The sequence below is a fragment of the Pantoea sp. B566 genome (assembly GCF_024793925.1).
Taxonomy (GTDB): domain Bacteria; phylum Pseudomonadota; class Gammaproteobacteria; order Enterobacterales; family Enterobacteriaceae; genus Pantoea; species Pantoea ananatis.
In genome coordinates, this window is the sequence record NZ_JANUQL010000003.1 from 1,923,596 (window position 1) to 1,944,033 (window position 20,438).

At 45.3% G+C, this 20,438-nt stretch carries 17 protein-coding genes and 1 pseudogene; 17 read left to right on the forward strand and 1 reads right to left on the reverse strand.

Going from position 1 to position 20,438, the window contains the following annotated elements:
* The first annotated feature begins 98 nt into the window (after nucleotides 1–98).
* From NYE92_RS10560 to NYE92_RS10620, 13 genes and pseudogenes are all read left to right on the forward strand, one after another.
* Nucleotides 99–1,520, forward strand: coding sequence for a M20 family metallopeptidase (locus NYE92_RS10560; RefSeq protein WP_259018929.1), 1,422 nt, complete (start codon nucleotides 99–101; stop codon nucleotides 1,518–1,520).
* Complete coding sequence (locus NYE92_RS10565; RefSeq protein ID WP_078829050.1) at nucleotides 1,517–2,791, forward strand: MFS transporter; 1,275 nt, start codon at nucleotides 1,517–1,519, stop codon at nucleotides 2,789–2,791. Before NYE92_RS10560 ends, NYE92_RS10565 begins: the two co-directional genes overlap by 4 nt.
* A 604-nt stretch (nucleotides 2,792–3,395) precedes the next feature.
* Nucleotides 3,396–3,779, forward strand: a complete 384-nt coding sequence (locus tag NYE92_RS10570; protein WP_116585229.1) for a YgiW/YdeI family stress tolerance OB fold protein — start codon at nucleotides 3,396–3,398, stop codon at nucleotides 3,777–3,779.
* Nucleotides 3,780–4,050: 271 nt separating this feature from the next.
* Nucleotides 4,051–5,158: pseudogene (locus tag NYE92_RS10575) on the forward strand (IS3 family transposase).
* A gap of 264 nt (nucleotides 5,159–5,422) precedes the next feature.
* Nucleotides 5,423–5,575, forward strand: coding sequence for a DUF5993 family protein (locus NYE92_RS10580; RefSeq protein ID WP_233266579.1), 153 nt, complete (start codon nucleotides 5,423–5,425; stop codon nucleotides 5,573–5,575).
* A 13-nt stretch (nucleotides 5,576–5,588) separates the two neighbouring features.
* Nucleotides 5,589–6,158: a disulfide bond formation protein B gene (locus tag NYE92_RS10585; protein WP_116585228.1), complete on the forward strand. Its 570-nt coding sequence runs from the start codon at nucleotides 5,589–5,591 to the stop codon at nucleotides 6,156–6,158.
* Nucleotides 6,159–7,472: 1,314 nt separating this feature from the next.
* Nucleotides 7,473–7,946 (forward strand): hypothetical protein, encoded by a 474-nt coding sequence (locus tag NYE92_RS10590; protein WP_259018930.1) that lies wholly within the window; start codon nucleotides 7,473–7,475, stop codon nucleotides 7,944–7,946.
* Nucleotides 7,947–7,994: 48 nt separating this feature from the next.
* Nucleotides 7,995–8,582, forward strand: a complete 588-nt coding sequence (locus NYE92_RS10595) for a hypothetical protein (protein WP_259018931.1) — start codon at nucleotides 7,995–7,997, stop codon at nucleotides 8,580–8,582.
* A 620-nt stretch (nucleotides 8,583–9,202) separates the two neighbouring features.
* Nucleotides 9,203–9,892 (forward strand): molecular chaperone, encoded by a 690-nt coding sequence (locus NYE92_RS10600; protein WP_259018932.1) that lies wholly within the window; start codon nucleotides 9,203–9,205, stop codon nucleotides 9,890–9,892.
* Between the two features lie 21 nt (nucleotides 9,893–9,913).
* Entirely contained in the window at nucleotides 9,914–12,499 is a 2,586-nt protein-coding gene (locus NYE92_RS10605) for a fimbria/pilus outer membrane usher protein (protein ID WP_259018933.1), read from the forward strand.
* 61 nt (nucleotides 12,500–12,560) lie between these two features.
* Nucleotides 12,561–13,106 (forward strand): fimbrial protein, encoded by a 546-nt coding sequence (locus NYE92_RS10610; protein ID WP_116585223.1) that lies wholly within the window; start codon nucleotides 12,561–12,563, stop codon nucleotides 13,104–13,106.
* Between the two features lie 114 nt (nucleotides 13,107–13,220).
* The gene (locus NYE92_RS10615; protein WP_259018935.1) at nucleotides 13,221–14,138 is read left to right on the forward strand and encodes a hypothetical protein; all 918 of its coding nucleotides are present in this window, start codon (nucleotides 13,221–13,223) and stop codon (nucleotides 14,136–14,138) included.
* Between the two features lie 633 nt (nucleotides 14,139–14,771).
* A complete protein-coding gene (locus tag NYE92_RS10620) occupies nucleotides 14,772–15,656 on the forward strand; it encodes a ParA family protein (protein WP_064352967.1) in 885 nt (294 codons plus the stop codon).
* A 47-nt stretch (nucleotides 15,657–15,703) separates the two neighbouring features.
* Here the strand turns inward: NYE92_RS10620 and NYE92_RS10625 are convergent, their stop codons facing one another.
* Entirely contained in the window at nucleotides 15,704–16,132 is a 429-nt protein-coding gene (locus NYE92_RS10625; RefSeq protein ID WP_064352968.1) for a hypothetical protein, read from the reverse strand.
* 241 nt (nucleotides 16,133–16,373) lie between these two features.
* On the opposite strand from NYE92_RS10625, the gene dnaB-PI reads away from it, so the two are divergent.
* From dnaB-PI to NYE92_RS10645, 4 genes are read left to right on the forward strand one after another with little or no spacing between them, the layout of a single operon-like run.
* The gene (dnaB-PI, locus tag NYE92_RS10630; RefSeq protein ID WP_064352969.1) at nucleotides 16,374–17,738 is read left to right on the forward strand and encodes an SPI-7-type island replicative DNA helicase; all 1,365 of its coding nucleotides are present in this window, start codon (nucleotides 16,374–16,376) and stop codon (nucleotides 17,736–17,738) included.
* Nucleotides 17,735–19,447: a ParB family protein gene (locus NYE92_RS10635; RefSeq protein ID WP_259018936.1), complete on the forward strand. Its 1,713-nt coding sequence runs from the start codon at nucleotides 17,735–17,737 to the stop codon at nucleotides 19,445–19,447. Before dnaB-PI ends, NYE92_RS10635 begins: the two co-directional genes overlap by 4 nt.
* Nucleotides 19,440–19,694: a TraR/DksA C4-type zinc finger protein gene (locus tag NYE92_RS10640; RefSeq protein WP_064352971.1), complete on the forward strand. Its 255-nt coding sequence runs from the start codon at nucleotides 19,440–19,442 to the stop codon at nucleotides 19,692–19,694. The genes NYE92_RS10635 and NYE92_RS10640 overlap by 8 nt, the downstream gene beginning before the upstream one ends.
* Complete coding sequence (locus NYE92_RS10645) at nucleotides 19,687–20,430, forward strand: DUF2786 domain-containing protein (protein WP_064352972.1); 744 nt, start codon at nucleotides 19,687–19,689, stop codon at nucleotides 20,428–20,430. The genes NYE92_RS10640 and NYE92_RS10645 overlap by 8 nt, the downstream gene beginning before the upstream one ends.
* Nucleotides 20,431–20,438: the final 8 nt, after the last annotated feature.

Here is a 20,438-nt window from a genome sequence, read left to right on the forward strand (position 1 = left end):
CTTTAAAAGCAAATCTTACTCGATAAATTGATAATTGTGGCAAAGCAGCGTTTCGGAAATGATGGGAAAACCATAATACGAATAAAAGACGAGCAAACATGACAGCCCAACAAGCGGTAGACCAGGCCACCGCCTGGTTCGACAGTGGGGAATTTCAGCAGGTTCTGGCGCGCCGCGTTTCGCAGCGAACTGAGAGCCAGCGCCAGGATCGCGACAGTGAATTACACCACTATTTACACGACGAAATCGGCCCACAGCTGAGTGCGTTGGGTTTCACCCTCCACTTCATCGAAAACGCCGAAGCGGCCCATCGTCCTTTTCTGGTGGCGGTGCGCATCGAAGATCCTGCGCTCCCTACGCTGCTGAGTTACGGCCATGGCGATGTGGTGTTCGGCGATGATGAAAACTGGCGTGAAGGATTAATGCCCTGGCAGCTCGTTGAAGAGGGCGATCGCTGGTATGCCCGCGGCAGCGCAGATAACAAAGGTCAGCACTGCGTGAATCTGGCCGCGCTGGAACAGGTGTTTCTCGCACGCGGCGGACGTCTGGGCTTCAACTGCAAGCTGCTGTTTGAGATGGGCGAAGAGATCAGCTCACCCGGCCTGGCGCAGCTGTGCCGGCAGCACGGCGATCTGCTGAAAGCCGATCTGTTTATCGCCTCGGATGGCCCGCGCCTGAATGCGGTGCAACCTACCCTGTTTCTGGGATCGCGCGGTGCCGTGAATTTCCGCCTGACGGTGACGGCCCGTGACAACGCCTATCACTCTGGCAACTGGGGCGGTTTGCTGAGCAATCCCGGCACGCAGCTGGCCAACGCCATTGCCGCGCTGGTTAACGCAGAGGGCGTACTTCAGGTGGAAGCACTGAAGCCTGACTCACTGACGCCGCAGGTACGTGACATTCTCAGCCAGATCAACGTGGGCGGGATGCCGGGCGATCCCGAGATCGATCCGAACTGGGGCGAACCCGCATTAACGCCAACGGAACGCCTGTACGGCTGGAACACTCTGGAAGTGCTGGCCTTCCTGACCGGCAATCCTGCGCGCCCGATGAACGCCATTCCAGGTGAGGCAACGGCCGTCTGTCAGCTGCGCTTTGTGGTGGGCACCGACTGGGAAAAGCTGGCGCAGCACGTCAGCGAACATCTGTCGCAGCACGGCTTTGGCTATGTGAAGGTCGAGTTCCTGCGCGGATCGCCGGCAACCCGCCTTGATCCCACCGATCCGCTGGTCGACTGGGTGCTGGCCAGCATCGCCGAAACCAGCGGCAAGAAACCGGCTCTGCTGCCCAACCTGGGCGGTTCGCTGCCCAACGAGGTGTTTTCCGACATCCTCGGCCTGCCCACATTGTGGGTGCCGCACTCCTATCCCGCCTGCGGCCAACACGGCGTGAACGAACATATGCTGAAGTCGATTGCGCGTGAAGGTCTGCAAATCATGACCCGACTGTTATGGGACTTAGGCGAGCAAGGCCGCGAACTGGTGGCGAAGCATCGTCAACATGCCGGAGGTGCCGCATGAGCACGCTCAACACCGCTGCACCGCTGCACGCGAATAAACCCAGCCTGCATAAAACCCTTTTCGCCACCTGCATCGGTAACGCGCTGGAGTGGTTTGATATCGCGGTTTACGGCTTTTTTGCCAGCTATATTGCCCATGCATTTTTCCCGACCAGCGATCCGTCCGTTTCTATGCTGCTGACCTTCGGCAGTTTCGGTGTCTCTTTCCTGATCCGTCCGCTGGGCGCGATTGTGTTGGGTAACTATGCCGATCGCCACGGGCGTAAAAAAGCGCTACTGCTCTCCATCAATCTGATGATGCTGGGCGGTGCCATCATTACGTTTATGCCGGGCTACGAACACATTGGCCTGGCTGCGCCCTTGTTGATTCTGCTGGCGCGTCTGATACAAGGCTTCTCTGCCGGTGGCGAATTTGGTAGCTCGACGGCGTTTCTGGTCGAGCATTTTCCCGAGCGCAAAGCCTTTATCGCCAGCTGGCAGTTCGCCACGCAAGGGGCAAGTACCCTGATGGCCTCCGCGTTTGGTCTGGGATTAACGAAAATCCTGACGGAAAGCGAGATCCAGGACTGGGGCTGGCGCATTCCTTTTGCCTTTGGTCTGCTGATCGGCCCGCTGGGGATCTATATTCGCCGCCACGTACATGAACCTGCCAGCTTCGCCACCCAGCAGCCCGAGGTCGCCCCGCTTAAGCGCCTGTTTGGTCGCCAGAAAGAGCTGATGCTGCTGGCGATTGGCCTGATGGTTATCTCTACGGCGGTTAACTACATGCTCAACTATGTGCCAACCTACGCCACCCGCAATCTCCACCTGCCCGGCTCTGTGGCCTTTACCGCCACCTTGCTGGCGGGGGTGATCCTGACCGTGGTGACGCCGATTATGGGCCTGTGGGCAGAGCGCGTGGGCCGGGTTCCGCTGATGTGGGGATCGCTGATTTTACTGATTGTCACCATCTACCCTGCCTTTAAGCTGGTGGTGAATCACACCACGCCCACCACGCTGATCGTGCTGGTCTGCTGGATGGCGTTGCTCAAGTCGATTTACTTCTCCACGGTACCCTCGGTCATGGCCGATCTGTTTCCTATGGGCACGCGCGCCAGCGGCATGGCGATCAGCTATAACATCGCGGTGACGGTATTTGGCGGATTTGCGCCGCTGATCTGCACGCTGTTGATCACCGCCACCGGCACCAGCCTGGCTCCCGGCTATTACCTGATGGCGATGTCGGTGCTGAGCGGCCTCGCGCTGCTGCGAAGCCAGAAGCGGGTGACGTGAGAGGACAGGTGCGTCTGGTCGGCGCATCTGCTGTAAAGATGAGCATAATAAGAAGAGAGAACTCAAAAGCTCATTAGCTTATCAAAAAAAAATGGTGAATAACTGTAAATCTATAAAGTAATAATTTATAAGCAACAAGCTAAAAAATATAGAAGGAGAGAAATAACACCGATAACTATTGTGTGCATCTTCATATCGACGCTACAGCATACATTTTACATTAGCTGAGAAAAAACCTCATAACTGGAATTAATATCCAAAAAATTAACCATGTTACTTCAAAAAATCCTTCATGCTCCAAAATCATTCCTAAAATTTCCCGCAAAAAAAAATCACGTACCAATTATCGGTAAATCACGTTATGAACAGCAAATGGATTCTAAAAAAACCATAACTTACAGATGGTTAAGAGTTTAGCGTATCGGTATATTGACAGAAAAAACCAATATTACTCTCATCCCAGGAAGAGATAAAATTCACAACTATTCTCATCTTAACCAGGAATTTTACCCTGATCAAAAAACAAAATATTCAAATTTATAAATTAAATCTGTTAAGATTCTCCATCTAAAGTGCATGGGAAATTTCAGAAGGAATTGAAGTAATGAAAAAAACTATTTTTGCAATTTTAATTGCTGGAATTTCATTCGGAGTTATAGCTCAGCAACAGGGTTTCGTTTCCCCAGATGAAGAGATATATTCGAGTGGTGGATTTAAAGGGCCAACCCCAGGTTTGACGACTGTCGCACAGGCAAAAACTTTGCGCGACGATGCCTGGGTTGTCCTGGTGGGTCATATCATTAAACAGGTAGGTCATGAACTTTACGAGTTCAAAGATAGCAGCGGTCGTGTTCGTGTCGAAATTGATGATAAACACTGGATGGGACAAACGGTATCTCCTGATACAAAAGTGCGTATTGACGGTGAAGTTGACAAAGACTGGAACAACGTCGAAATTGATGTCAAAAAACTGCAGGTTCTAAAATAAGTTTATCTTTAAATTTACAGCGGTTATGAATTTTATAAGAGTAATCAGTTTAGTTATCGCCGCTGTCATCCTCTATGATGAAACTATCACTAACCTCAATATCTGGTATTACAAGATGCACCACGAATTAATATCGTTATTTCTGATTCAGAAACCAATAGCTATAAATAACCAAGAGCAACAATGTAAATATGTAAGCATCCCGGCAAACCGGACCATTCACATTTAGAGATCTTCCGGCATACTGATTATGTGCCCGGAGGAGATCCCCATGCGTAAAGCACGATTCACCGAACACCAGATCATCGCCGTTCTGAAGTCCGTCGAAGCCAGACGCACCGTTAAGGATGTCTGCCGCGAGGCCGGAATCTCTGAGACTTCGTACTACAACTGGAAAGCGAAGTTCGGCGGCATGGAAGCCTCTGATATCAAAAGATAAAGGATCCTGAGGATGAAAAACGTCGACTGAAACAGATGTTTGAGGACCTGAGTCTCGAGTGCCGCGCCCTCAAAGACGTTATTGAAAAAAGCTTTAAAACCAGCGATAAAGCGTGAGCTGGTCAGCTATCTGACCGCGCAGTTTGCCATGAGATTACGTCAGACATGGAGGACATTGTCGCTGAGCAGGACGATATTTCGCTATTAGCCGGATACGTGACGTGATGAGCCGGTGATTATGGCGCTGACCGTGGCGGCTGAACGCTATCCACGATACGGATTTAAAAGCTTTTTCAGGTGCTGCGCAGGCAGGGCAATACATGGAACTATAAAAGGGTTCATCGTATTTACTGCCTGCTGAAACTGAATTTTCGCCGTAAGGGAAAACTGCGCCTGCCGGTGCGTAATCCGGCTCCGCTGGCGACACCAGAGGCGATGAACCAGAGCGGATCCATCGATTTTATGCACGATGCGCTGGTGTGCGGCAGGCGCTTCAGGACCTTCAACGTGGTGGATGATTTTAACCGCGAAGCACTGGCGATCGAAATTAACCTGAATATCCCGGCGCAGCGGGTCGTGAGAGTGCTGGACGGGATAGTGGCAAACCGCGGATATACGCTGAAAATGCGGATGGATAACGGTCCGGAGCTGCTCTCGCTGGTGCTGACACAATGGGCAGAAGAACATGGTGTGATGCTGGAATTTATCAGGCTCGGCCAGCCCGCGCAGAATGCCTTTATCGAACGGTTCAACCGGACGTACAGGACAGAAATACTGGATTTTTATCTGTTCAGAACGCTGAATAAAGCACGGGAAATCACAGAGCGCTGGCTGATGGAATATAACAGCGAGCGCCCTCATGAATTCCTGAATAATCTGACGCCGGAAGAATACCGGCTGACAGCCGAAACCCCGGAATTTCAAGAAGTGCGTGGAACTAAAACAGGTATGCTTACAGATATACCTCCTTTCATTAAGCACCTCAGTATTTTTAATCGCTTACATTTTTATATTAGATATAAAAAATCAATTAAAATTACTTAGCATGCTTTTTTTTTCATTTTTCAATCTCATTGACACATTATTGAACCAAAGAAAAATATACTGAAACAAAATTAAAATTCACGCTTTGGGCAATAAAAATTTTGCTTTATTTTATTATATCCTCTGGCACATCAATAAAATTATGGAGATTTATAATGTATATGTTTTTACCCTTTCTTATCGCCTTAGGCGCTATACTCAGTACGACATTCGGAAAAAAGAAGTCGACCTATCTAATATGGCTTTTACTGCTAGTTATCACCTTACTCTGGTTCAAGTATCACGCCACCGATTCTCTAAACTTATCTTTTTGAATGGAATTTAAACATGAACAATTCAATACATATTATTAAAGATAATAATCTGGCGATTAGGTCGAATATAATTGGTATGTTCGGTATTAGCGCAGCACTTTTGGTGGCTTTTTACTATCAACTGGTACTGTTCGAGTTGCCCTGCCCACTCTGTTTATTACAACGAGTTGGATTAATACTGATTGGCCTTGGCTTCTTATGTAATATCCGCTTCGGCATTAAGAGTGTCCATTACAGTTTAGCGTTGATTGGCTGTGTGGCTACCGGCTTAATCGCTGCTCGCCAGATGTTTTTGCATATCCTTCCGGGCGATAATGGTTATGGTTCAACCTTAATGGGTCTGCATTTCTACACTTGGGCTCTTATCGCATCTTTAGTCGCCGTTGTAGCAATCGCGGTTATGATGATGTTGAGTGTAGAGTTTCCTGGCACAGAAAAAAATTTCTTGGTTTCGCTATGTGGAAAAATTTCCATAATGGTTTTTACCCTGATGATTGTAGCCAACCTCATATCAACCGTGCTTGAGTGTGGCAGCGGACAATGTGCGGATAACCCAACATATTATCAATTACTTGTAAAATAAATCCAATATAATGGGCATCATTAACATTCGGTGTCCATTTAAATAGCAATGATAACAACGAAAATCAATCTCTAAGAAGACGCTATAAAAGCTGTTATGCTCAACTAAAGCAACCTCGCCTAAACTCATATTTGTTACCACTCATTTACCGTTAATACCAAAATTAACAGTTTAAACTGGTTTATACTCATATCAAATTCTTTTACTAATCATTGCCTACCATGCCATGATTTAGCAGGCTAATAATGCACTTTATCTGGACATATCACACTCTCATAAAATTTTCATGTTTACTAAGCTTTCACATCAAATAGAAATGCATGTTAGTAATTCCTGCGTCATTTTTTTTAAAAAACCATATCTGACAGCACATCGCATTACTCTGTCTTCTGTAAATAACAATATTTTTTTAATCGAAGTTATGACGCTGTTGGTATGGCTAACATCGTTGAGGAAGAATCAACTCGTACTCATGGAGAATTAGCCACTATACCTTATTAAAATTTCGATAATCAGGGTAATTATATACTACCTCACTCTAAATGAAACTACTAAAATCATCGTAATTAATTTCAAAAGGCCGACTATTACAAATCTATTTAACTTATAAAAGGGCCAAGAAGGGAAAGGATATGCACAGACAGTCATATCCACATAGGAGATCACTATATAAAGCAAAGCTAATTATAACCGTCCTCTACCATAGTTTTTTCGTTGATGGAAAATTGTATATGTTAATGGTTGCTTTACGTAAAGATGATATGAATTTAGGGAAAACATAAGAGATGAAACTGTAACTTAACTGGTCTTATAAACCACTCATGTAACTTTTAGTCAGAATGTTAAACAAAAGATTATAACTAAAATCTGAAATTTTATTGATATTATATAAAAAAATGGAAAAAAAAATGAAAATGAAATGTAAAAAAAAACCGACCTCACCTCATCAAGTAAAAATTAAAGAATGAAAAAAAATAAGATCTTTATTGATAAAATTCCTAATAACAACCCAGATGAAAATAAATTCAAATACCCGATAACTTATCCTTTTGTTTTTTAAGTAAAAAAACACCCCATCACCAAGAAACCAGATTGATATTTGATAGGCAACATCTATCATAAAAGAGAAATTGATCGAAAATGGTAACTATGTTAGTTTTGTTAAAAGATCATTAATTAACAATAAAAATATTATTTCTGAAATGGAATATCAAAAACCAGTGAACAAAAAATGAAAATATATTATTACCAAGCATTATTTCACATTAAATATTTTCCTGTAACCTAATCAATTAACTCAAGGATTATAGCGTCATGAAAAAGAAAAAATTTATTTTATACTGTGAATTAATTGCCGAACTAAATTTCAATGCAGAAGCATGTATTAGAGTAGCATCTGATTGGGGAGTGTCTGATTACGAAGGCACTATTGAGCCTGTTAAAAAGCTTCCGAGTATAAAAATTAAAAATGAAGAGACGAAATTCAAACATTTACCAAAAAAAATTATTGCTAAAATTTTAGAATTGAAAATTTTCGAAAAGCAGGCTGAAAGAATTATTCTTGATATTTTAGAGAGCGAATTTGCCTATGATTCAATGACCTTTTTTATATATAGACAAATATATGCAACAAAAATAGGAGTGAAATCATTAATCATTGCCGAGAAATTAAGGAGGAAAGCAAAAATACCTGAAGAAAGATTCTACAGAGAAAAGGAATCCCCTTTCATGGCGCTCAAAGAAATTTGGCGAATAAATCTAAAATCATATATAGAAATCTCGAAATAAGTTGAAATTTAGCACAGTAAAGTATCAAAAACCTAACGGTAAAGAAAAATGCTAACAAAAGAACTAAGTAAAAGCTCGATGAACATGATTTTAATTACTGATGATCAATATTTGATAACTGCAATGATAGATCATTTTTATAACATACAGCATTTTAGCAGCAGCAATCTGGTAAATTATATAACCAGCAAAGAAAATAATGATAAAATCGTACTGGTTGACGATCGATGTGCAAAATTAAAGCTATTAAACTATCGTAACATTTCCAGGGAAAATGACTTTCTAATAATATTGAGATCATCAGTGGAAGGGAAAAGGAAAGTGCCATGTCACTATGAAGCAATCATAGATTTGTCAGTGAGTACAGTATGTTTTTGCAACAGACTAAGAAAATATTTGTACATATTTTCAAAAGCTAAAAACTCAACTTTCCCCCGAAAAAACATATTAAATGACACTGAAACTGAGATCCTAAAATTGCTATGCACGAAGAAAACACCTAAAGAAATAGCAGAAATTCACAATTTATCCTTAGCAAGTACCTACAGGTATATTAAAAACATCGTAAATAAATATGATTATAAAAAACTCTATTTCTTTTACGATGACTTACTTAAAAATCAGGATGCCACTTAACTCAGGAATGAATTCAACGCCAATATTTATGCTATATAAATATATATAGCATAAATAAAAATTGTGAGTTCTAAACGTCCACATCCACATCCACATCCACATCCACATCCACATCCACACCTTCATGATGTTTTCACTGTATAGAATGAGAAAAATCGACATATATTTTTGTAAAAACCCGTTAATAAAAATCCCAAAAAAAAAATTAAAGTGCGGAAAATGATTAATAAAAATCTTATTTATTGTGATTTTTATCTGCTTATTAAGCTTCCCATAACGCGGCGAAAGTGTATTTAATGTTCCCACATAAAATATACATATAAGAAAAACAAAGGGTTATGAAAAAAAAAGACAAAAAGAAGAAACTTTGACATATTTTATTTACCTAAATTCACATCGGTAGAGCCATTTGACTACAAAATCATAATATGAATAATTAATAACATCTTCGTCACTCATACACTCCAAAGCTAATAAAAATGTATAGACTAATTTTATTGATATATTCGTTAGATTATAAGAATCCATATTTCCTCAATTCATAACAAGAGAAACGAATTGAGTACATTGATAATTTCAGGTCTTAACCGAGTTAGATAAAGGGTGATTGGTTCATCATTATGTCAAAGTTACGAAGTGTTATCGCTGCATTTACTTTTTTATTCTGTACTTTCAATAACGCTTTTGCATATGGCGGTATTACAATACAAGGTACAAGGCTTATTTATCCACTGGATGAGAGACAACTGACTTTTTCAGTCGCTAATACCTCATCCAAAGACTCATTCCTCGTTCAGTCTTGGGTCGAAAATCAGGCTGGTGAGAAAGTCAAAGATCTGATCGTTGTACCACCTCTTTATTTGGCCGGGCCAAATGATGAAAACATACTTCGTCTTATATTGATGAATCGTAATCTGCCAAATGACAGAGAAAGCTTATACTATTTTGTCGCAAAAGGCATACCCTCAATTGACAAAAAATCACAACAAAAAAATAATATCAAAATAGCTTTGGCAAGTCGTATTAAATTGTTCATTCGCCCGTCCGGGCTAACCCCTTCTCCTGCCAGGGCGCCAGAAAAATTAATTTTCATAAAAAATAAAACTGGTGTAGTCATTAAAAACCCAACGCCATATTTCCTGACTTTGGTAAACATTAAGTATGTGACAAAAAATATTGAAAGCTTAATGATCAAACCGTTTTCACAAGAAATCATACCTGTACAAAAGACAACATCATCTGTGATTAGCTTCTCAACTATTAATGATTATGGTGCAAATACATCTCCACTCAAAGCAAAGGTCTCATGACATTATAAAAAAACAGAGAAAATGAAAATTACACCGCATATAATAAAGCCAATAATCATACTTAGTCTATTTTTCAATACTAAGTCGTGTTTTGCTGACCTTAATTTTGACCCGGAGATGCTTTCAGACTCCGGAAAAGATATAGCGGATCTATCCGTATTTGATAACCCCGGACGGCAGTTACCCGGAACCTATGACGTTGACGTTTATTTAAATGGATCTTACTTGCGTAAAACGAACATTTTATTTATTCCTTCGCACGGACTTCATTCCAATGTTAATAGCCCTAGGGACGAGACAGGGTTAATGGCATGTTTAGGCCCAACATTTATGCGAAGCCTAGGTTTAAACGCGGTAGCATTAAAAAAAATAACTAAAGAATCATTATCTAAATGTATTAATCCAGCGCAAATATTAGATTCATCATACACACAATTCAGCTTTACAAAAATGAGGCTGGACATAAATATACCACAGGCATACTTGATATTGAGAACCTACAATTCGGCAGATATTACAGAATGGGATAATGGAATAAATGCTGGTTTTGTTAGCTGGCAGTACTCTGGCAATAAAAATAGTGGAATTTATGGTAAAAGTCTTAACGAATATCTAAATTTAACATCCGGATTAAACTTGGGCGCATGGCGTTTACGCGATAACAGCATATGGACCCGTTCCAGCAGTAGCGATAGGCGTCAGCAAAAGTGGGAGCACGTAAACACCTATTTACTACGCCCTCTCGTTCCGTTAAAGAGTAATCTCGTTATAGGCAATACTCAGTCTGGAGGAAACGTTTTTGAATCTTTTTCATTCAGTGGTATGAAAATAGGTACAAACTTATCCATGTATTCCGACAAAATGCAAGGCTTCGCGCCCATAATCAGAGGTGTGGCTGCCAGTAATGCCGAAGTTTACGTTCGTCAAAACGGTAACCTTATTTACCGCACGGTTGTACCCGCAGGAGCATTCACTATTACGGATTTAGCTTCTCTCAGCAACAGTGGTGACCTCGAGGTCACCATAGTAGAGGCTAATGGTACAAAAACACATTTCATTGTACCTTATTCTTCTGTCCCCGTCTTACAACGGAAAGGACGCGTTGTATATTCGTTGGTAAGTGGGAAAGTTCGGAATACTAACAATTTATATGATCCTCTAAAATTCGCACATGGAACATTTCTTTGGGGCTTAACCGATAATACAACCGTTTATGGAGGAGTGCAGTTAGCTAATCGTTATAAGGCGGGAGCAATCGGAGCGGGTTTTAATGTGGGCCGTCTGGGCGCCATTTCTGCCGATGTTACACGTGCGTACAGCCTATTAGCTGATGAATCGAAACATAGTGGTGCCTCATGGCGTTTGATGTACGCCCGATCATTGTCATCCACTGGAACAACATTTCAGTTAATGACCAACAGATTCTCAACTAGTGGTTATTACACGTTATCTCAAGCTGCACTTAAAAATATGAACGGATGGGTAAACGATTACTCTGATATGAGTCATAATAGCAATGACAACAAAATAAACTGGAGTAATTACTACAATCTTTACCAAACCAAAAAAAACTTAATACAGGCTAATGTAACGCAGAAAGTTATGGGGTTTGGTTCTCTTTACATGACTGCAAGTCGTCAAACATATTGGGGAAGCATGGCGCCGACCACTTCTTTCCAAATGGGATTCAATAGTTCCCTTTGGAAAGTGAATTATCAGGTGTCAGCAGGATACAGTAAATACAGCAACCAGCCAAATGCTGATAAGAACATCTATCTGTCCTTCTCTGTTCCACTTGATAACTGGTTACCGGGTAACAGCACGCTCAGTAATACTACTCTCTCATACAGTATTAATAGAGATAGCGGCAGTATTTCGAACCAAATGCAGCTCAGCGGAAGTGCACTTCGCAGCAACAATTTAAACTGGGGCATTAGTCAGGCTTACAGTCAGAAGGGTGATAATTTTGGAGACGCCTCTGTGGACTATCAAGGGGCATATGGCGGAATTTCACTTGGTTACGGTCAGAGTAATGATTACAGCCAATTACGATACGGAACAACTGGGAGCGCTGTATTGTCAGAGTACGGTTTAACAATTGGACAGCAGTTAGGTCAAACCAACATTCTTGTTAAAGCACCTGATGCATCATATGTGCCTGTTGAAGACAACCCGGGCGTAAGTACTGACTGGCGTGGTTACACAATCAAAAGTAATGCTTCAGATTATCGTCGTAATCGCGTCGCTTTGGATGTCAGTGAACTCGATCAGTTTACTGAAATAGAAGAGCCGGTGAGATATGTCGTACCTACAGAAGGCGCATTAGTGCTGGCCAGTTTCAATGTTAAAAAAGGGCACCAGGCACTTCTCACCCTGAATTTTAAGAGTAAACCCTTACCTTTTGGTGCCAGGGTTTCTTTTTCAGATAATAATAATGCTGGCATTGTTGATGAAAACGGAGATGTCTATCTTACGGGCTTAAAAGAGAAAGGATTTCTTCGTGCTAAGTGGGGCAATCATAATAATGAACAATGTATCGCCCCCTATGACTTATCCAAAATAAACCAAAATGCCCCAATCATTCAGTTGAGTCTGGTGTGTAAGTGAAATAGTGACTGTGAAAAAACTCTTATTTCAAATGTTAAATTAAAGTTATTAAGGATTTGTAATGCCTTCAACAAAAAAAATCGGTACGGTATTTTTAATGAATATGTTTATTGCCTGTGCAGCTACTGATGCTTATGCAGCATCTGACTCTGCGAAGGTTACTGTGACAGCAACCGTTGTTGATAATACCTGCACACCAAGCTGGAGTGCTTCAGGGATTGATGTTGCCTTAGGACGCGCTTCCTTAAGAGACTTTTCAGGCACAGGCTCATCAGGTGCTACAAAAACGTTTGCACTAGATTTGGAAGGCTGCGGGTCTGGTTCAAAATCTGTTACGGTAACGGCGGATGGTACGCCCGACACAACAAATCAGACGCTTTTTGCAAACGCCACCAGTAATGGAGCACAAGGTGTGGCCCTCGGTCTTTATGGTGGAAGCACTAAGGCATCTCAACTTTTGCCTAACGCAGGAAGCTCAGTAGATTACCAGATTGTTGATAATAAAGTCAGTATGGGATTTACGGCAAAACTAATTCAAACTAGTGCCTCCTCGCCAACCTCGGGTGATTTTAGCAGTATAGTCACACTCAATGTTGCCTATAACTAATTAGTCAAACTGCCCTTAACAGGGCGGTTTTTTTTCATCATGATATTGACTGGCGAGAGTTAAAAATTTTAACGGTCTGAAGCCTTCAAGGAATATATACAAGGGGATTGTCACATGATTGATTTTATTCTTAAAATAAAGCATCTCATTCCAAAGTGTAAGTTATTAATGCTGCAAGTGCTTGCCATATTCTCTTTAACTCTTTGTACTCAGTATGTTTACGCTGACTCCGCTAGCAATACTTTCACCTGTCATTCAGGCAAGCCATGTATAATGAAACTGCAGTCTCAATACCAGGGTCATACAATCATGCCTGATTACAAATATGATATTACAGCGACTAAAAATGGGGATATTTCGGTTGAAAAGAATTCCGTCTCAGCAAAAATTACTTACACCTACGGAGATCAGACTGCCTCATATGCTGATATTACTAACCTCCCACTCGATGGTTTGAAACATTCTTATGCTCTCCAAAATGCCCCCGATACAAGTAAGGAGGTTAAGAAACTATCAGAATCTGTGTCTGCTTTATTCACAAATGAATCCTCTGAGAGTAAAAGTGTATCTATTAATATCAGACATAATTACGGAGAAAATGACGATACGTTTACATATATCGTAAACGTATTGCCCCCTCCTCCGGTATGTACCACAACCATCAGTGACGCCAATCTCGATATGGGAACCTATACCACCTCTCAGCTCGCCGAACTTTCCCCGGGGCAGTCTGCAGGAGTTACTAAAAGTGTGAAAGTTTTCTCTCAGTGCTCTTACAGCTCTGGCATTAATATCAGCCTTAGTACTAATAAGGTTGCCTCATCGGGATACCTTGTCGCTGGAGGAGGTTTAGGTTTTCTCCCAGACATCGATGGTAAAAGTACGTTATTTGGTTCTGACGGTAAGTTTTCATTTAATGCTAATTCTGATAATCATTCTTTTGATCTAGGTTTCACTGCTATCCGCTCAGATGAAAAACCATCAGCTGGAAATTTCAGTAATATCATCACTGTAACCACAACGCCTTTATAATTTTTTTACTTTACATTGCCCTTAGAGCTTCACTACATTAGATCACGGAGTGCATTTTTTGAGAAATGTTTGAATTTATATATCCACATTTTTTAGGAAAGGAATCGTATTATTGTTGAGGCATTCAACTTCGGGTGTCATAACACCGGGAATGTTTAAAATGCTAAAGCGCGATAAAAGATGACTAAAAATAATGTACGTGTCGTCATTCAGTTTCCTCCTGCTGCGAAAACTGTTGAATTGTCAGCAGGGAGCCACATTCATCACTTGCAACAGTATAACGCCTGCTGGTATACGGCGAACCTGCTTGTTATTCAGGTGAAAGTGAAAATGCGCCTCTGTGCTATCCACTCCCGCCTGCTCCGCGCATCTTTTCGTAAAAATCTCGACTATAACCCCAACCCCGGAAATCAAAACCTTACCCTCTCCTGGATCAGGCCCACTCGCCCACTGAATCAGAGCTTTAAAAGCCCCAAACGCAAAAACCCCCGCCGAAGCGAGGGTTTCAAATTTGTGGTGCCCGAACCCGGAATCGAACCAGGGACACGGGGATTTTCAATCCCCGTGTCCCTGAATCGCAGTTGAGTATGCATTTGCTCGCACTTGATTAACTATTAGTTATCAGGTGATTAAATGCATTCAAAAACGAAAGTTATACCCGTAGTTTCTACCAAAGGTGGAGAGGGTAAATCAACTCAAACCGCTAATCTTGGTGGATTTCTGGCCGATGCCGGCCTGAAGGTTCTCATTATTGATGGCGACCATGCTCAGCCAACGGCCAGCAGTATATTTCCCCTGAGTTATGAAGCCCCCTGCGGACTCTACGAGCTGCTCATGCAGACCGTAAACCTCTCAGTAGCAGATAACATCATTTCCCGCACGCAAATCGATAATCTCCACCTTATTGTTTCAAACGATCCACGCAATCTTCTCCCAACTTACATGCTTAACGTGCCTGACGGACGAGTCCGGCTGCGCAATGCGCTTTCTGCACCGTTGTTCGAGGGGTACAACGTCATTCTGATTGATTCCCAGGGTGCGAAAACGGTGATGTCCGAGCTGATTATCCTTGCTTCAACGGGGGAAATGATCGGCATGGTTAAACCCGTACTGCCTGACGTGCGCGAATTCATGCGCGGAACCGTTACCCTGATGGAAGATCTTGTGCCGTATTCTGCATTTGGCATAAAACTCCCTGCCATACGTATGCTGGTCAACTGTATGGATTATACCAACCTGGCCACAGAAACGCTTAAGCAGGCTGAGCAGATTATCCATGACAAAGCCTACAGCGCACAGTCTGAGCAGATTGCAATCTCGATGCTAAATACCCGTATTTACGATTTGACGGTCTATAAGCAGGGACACGCAAGCGGGCTACCGGTTCACCGTCTGGAGAAGAAAACCAGCCGTACCAGTGATTCGGCCTTTGATTCTATGCACAAACTTGCCTGCGAACTGTTCCCTGAGTGGAAGCATAAATTCGACGTACTTTCAGAAGAAGGGGACGTGAAATGATGTTTACCTTTACGCCCCCTAGATTCACTGTTTACCAACTACTGGCATCAGTGCCTGCCCGTGTAGGGGTCATCAAGCGAGTCAAGACGCTTCTCAACGCGGCGCAGAAAGTCTCTGGCACCACTGCTGGCTTTATAAGTTTCCCATTCTGCCTCAAGCGCCATATTCATCTCTCCAGCAGTCATTTTGGCAGCCTCAGCAGCAGAAAAATTGTGGCGCAGAATAAGGTAACTTTGGAGGGCTTTGAGGGGAGTGATTCCGGGATTCATCTCTTTCCATCCGTTAGTTACTGCAAGCCAGTCACCCAGCCACTGCAGGCGATACATCGTATGGCGGGATACAACGTCCTCAGAGTGTTCTCGTGCAACGGCCCAGAAATAGCTCGAGTAAATAAGAAACATGGTTTCTTGGAGCCCGTCATCTTCATGAAAGTTAAAAAAATCAATGCCGGACGGCAGCTGTGTAGATGTATTCATGGATATTTCCTTCAAAGTTTTGACATGAATATGCTGTCCGCATCTTCAGACCAGGGGCGGCAACCACATTGGTCTGAAATCATGCAGACAGTCTCGGGGAGTTTACTCCCGGCAACTGTTCGTCCGGCACCCTTTACAAATTTTTGCCTTAATGTCAGTTCTCTGAAAATAAAAGGTATAACGTCACTGAATGAATGCGGCTCTCGTCCCTCCTTAGCGATCTCGCGTAAGGGAGGTTGTCATGTTTGACAAACGCAGAAATATTCCAGGCCTCTGTGCACTGGACGCAGAACAGAGCGTCATTGGCGGCCTGATGCTGGACAATGACTGCTGGGATGAAGTTGTCATGCGTCTCAGGCCTCATGATTTCTTTCATAAGGCTCACCGGGAAATATTCAATGCTATGTCGCATCTTGTGGCGGCAGGCAGGCCGATTGACCTGCTAACGCTTACCGAGAGCATTGAAAGCCGGGGCAAGGACTTGCTTGAGCAACTGGGCGGCTTTGCCTATCTGGCTGAGATCGCCAAAAACACCCCGAGCGTGGCTAACATCACGCACTATTGCGACATCGTGGCCCGCTACAGTCGCGGGCGTCAGCTGGCAGCCATCGGTAGTGAGATACATGCTTCAGCCACCGCGCCGGGCGCTGACATTGCGGCCGCGATGGAAACGGCCGAGAGGAAAATCACGCAGCTGGCAGAGCGGGCCGAACCGCAGCAGGGCGTGAGCATGGTTAGCGGACTGGAAAAGCTGGCGGCGGAACTCGAACGGCGCTGCCAGACGCCTGACGGCATTACTGGCACGCCAACCGGGTTTGACGAGCTTGACGCCTTTACCAGCGGCCTCCAGCCGGGCGACCTTGTCCTCATTGCCGCACGTCCTTCTATGGGGAAAACGGCGCTGCTGATAAACATCATCGTTAATGCTCTGATGAAAAACGTGGCCTTAAATGGCCAGTTTTACAGTCTGGAGCAGCCTGTGGAGCAAATTCTGATGCGCATGGTGTCGTCGCTCGGCAACGTTGACCTGACCCGCATGAAAAGCGGGATGATGGATGATGAGGACTGGGCACGAGTATCAGGTGCCTTCGCATTACTGACTGGCGATATGAAAGAGCGTCTGCTCATTGATGACACCAGTGATCTGACGCCGGCCATGCTCCGGGTGCGGGCAAGACGCAACGCCCGCCGCTACGGTAACCCTGACATCATTGGCCTCGACTATCTTCAACTCATGCGCTGCCCGGATCAGGAAAACCGCACTCAGGAAATCGCAGAGATATCCCGGTCGCTTAAAGCCCTGGCGAAAGAGATGGCCTGCCCGGTGGTGGCACTGTCCCAGCTCAATCGTTCCCTGGAGAGCCGGGCTGACAAACGCCCCAACTGCGGCGACCTGCGTGATTCGGGTGCGCTTGAGCAGGATGCTGACGTCATCATTTTTGTTTACCGTGACGAGGTTTACAAAGAAAACTCCCCGGACAAAGGCCTGGCAGAGCTAATCATAGGCAAACAGCGTCAGGGGCCAACCGGCACCCTGCGGCTGCGTTTTGAAGGTCGCTATACCCGTTTTGAGAATCTCCGGGTCGATGCCGGGAGGTCTTCATGAATAACGTGCGCAACCTGAACCTGGGCACAGCGATGCTGCTCCGGGGAAAATCACCGGCGCAGCAGGGGGGTAATGTCTCAGAGGCCCCCTTGCCAGTCAGCGAGATGGCCATGGTGTTGACGCTGGATCAACTTCGTCCGAATCCCGACAATCCGCGCAAAAGCAGAAATCCCCGTTTTGACGAAATTAAAGCGTCAATTCGGGCGAGAGGCCTGGATTCTATCCCCAAAGTTACCCGTAACCCAGAGGGTGACGATGTTTATATTTTCAGTGATGGCGGGAATACCCGCTATCAAATCTTATGTGAGCTGTGGCAGGAAACAGGCGAAGAGCGTTTTTATCGTGTTCACACCATCTTCAAACCGTGGCCGGGCCGTCTTAAATGTCTGGTTGGCCATCTTGCTGAGAATGAGGTCAGGGGGGATCTGACATATCTGGATAAAGCACTTGGCGTACACAATGCGAGAACTATTCAGGAGGAGTTACTTGGGCATTCTGTTTCGCTTCGTGAACTTTCAGACCTTTTGAATTTAGAGGGTTATCCGATTCATGCATCCAGCATCAGCAGAATGGAGGATACGTTAAAATATCTTTATCCCTCTATGCCTGAGTTACTTGAAAGCGGGCTGAGCCGGAGTCAGGTTATTCCGTTACTTAATCTTCGTTCCCTCGCGGAGAAAGTGTGGCTGAAATTTCGATTAGCTGTGGACACGACTGATAATTTTCAGTCAGTTTTTTCTCAGACTTGCAGTCAGTTCAACGACCCTGACAGTTTTACCCTTGAGCATTTTCGTGACGAATTTATTGGTCATCTTATAAAGGCTCTGCCACACCCCAGCCTGAACTATGACCGCTGGCTGATTGAGCTCGACCCTAAGGAACAGAAGCGCCGCGAGCAGTTTGGGGAGCCGCCGGCCATGCCCTCACTGACCCTCAGCCCGGTCCCGGAGCGTTCCGGCGGGCACACTGCTCCCCTTACCGTTCTGACGGATGACACGACTTCCAGCACGCCCGTCACCGGCCTGCGCTCAGGCACTCTCACTGGCTCAACCTGCCCCGAACCCGCTCCTGAGCAAGCTGGTCATACCGTTCTGCCCGACAGTTCCGGCATCAGCGCCGGCAGCCTTCCGCGCAGAGAAATCCAGAATGACCTGTTTGGTGGCCGTCCCGTTATTACCGGTGATGGTGTCAACAATAACGCTGAACACGGCACGGGGCTGATTTCTCTGGGGAGTCTTTCCTTGGCCTCGGCGTTTGGAGAGCAGGACGATGCGGAGTCAATGTCAGCCGGGTCCGTGAGCTTTGCCGAAACCGGCCTTGAACCCGTCAGCGACATCTGGCTGATCCCGGCTATGCAGGATGATGTTGAGCATCTCCAGGACATGGCCTACCGACTTGTCTACGAAATTGCCGAAGGTATGGGGTGTGTAAGCGACATCAGTGAGGACAAAAGCCCTGAGTCTGCCGGTTTTTCCGTATCAGGCGGCAGCAGAGAATTCAGCTTATTCCTGGCAGGCCTTTCCGGTCGTCTGCCTAATCAGCAGTGCAACATGTTCATGTTCTGTCTGAATTTTTTTGGTTCTCAGGAACCAGCCGACACGCCGGTATTTGACGACGTCATGGTGGTCAAAATGATGCGCCTTATTCGCATCATTCGCCGCCTGCGTGAGCTGCAGCGCCTTGCCGCAAAAGGGGGAGAAAATGTCTGATGATTTGAACGACGAAATGGCACAGGCCAGTACGGCTTTATTCATTCAGCGCGGCATTGACGCCGTCCGGTCGCAGCTCCGAACTGATGAGCCGTCAAACGAGTTCTGTGAGTGCTGCGGTGCTGACATTCCAGCAGGCCGCCAGCGTGCGATGCCTGGTGTGAAACTCTGCGCCGGCTGCCAGGACGTCAAGGAGAAAAAGGCCCTACACATGGCAGGCAGTTACCGGGGGGCGCGTCATGCCTGAAAACTCAAAGCTCACCCGTCGCATCCGTCGCCTGATGGCGCTGGGGACGCAGAACAGCAACGATCATGAAGCCGCCCGGGCGGTTGCGCTGGCCCAGCGGCTTATGCGCCGTCACGGTCTGACTGACGATCAGATTTCGCTGAGTGAGATAGGTGAATCGGTTTGCGAACAGCTGACCAGTAACGCTGAGAAAGTCCCCGCCTGGATGCACTCGCTGGCCACAGTGGTATGCATGGCTACAGGCTGCCGGTGCTGGTTCGGCTGGTACGGTTACGTGAGCACGGGCGGGTTGCGCCTGATCCGTCGCTCACTCCACTTCTACGGCTTCGGGGAACGTCCCGAGCTGGCCCTCTATATCTATACCGTGCTGCAGCGCAAAGTGCGGGCGGCAACAGATGCGCACATGTCGAGTTACCGCAGGCAGCGTATTAAGAAGAGTACGCTTCGCGGCCGTGCCGACCAGTTCCGTGAAGGATGGGTCTCCGGCGTCTGGCAGGTTCTGCAGTCTTTCAGTACGCCTGACGGTGAGAATCAGTTGCTACAGCGCTGGCTTGCGCAGCGGCATTCGGGACAGGCCTTCTCTGCGCTTGTCACGCGCGAGGCGAAACGCTGTCGCGGCGACATACTGGCAAGAAACGCAGGATGGTTCGCAGGCCGTCAGGCCGAACTCAGTTACGGCCTGGCAGGGGCGCAGGCTAATAAGCAGCTTACGGCGGGAGACACACGCAATGATTAACACACTCT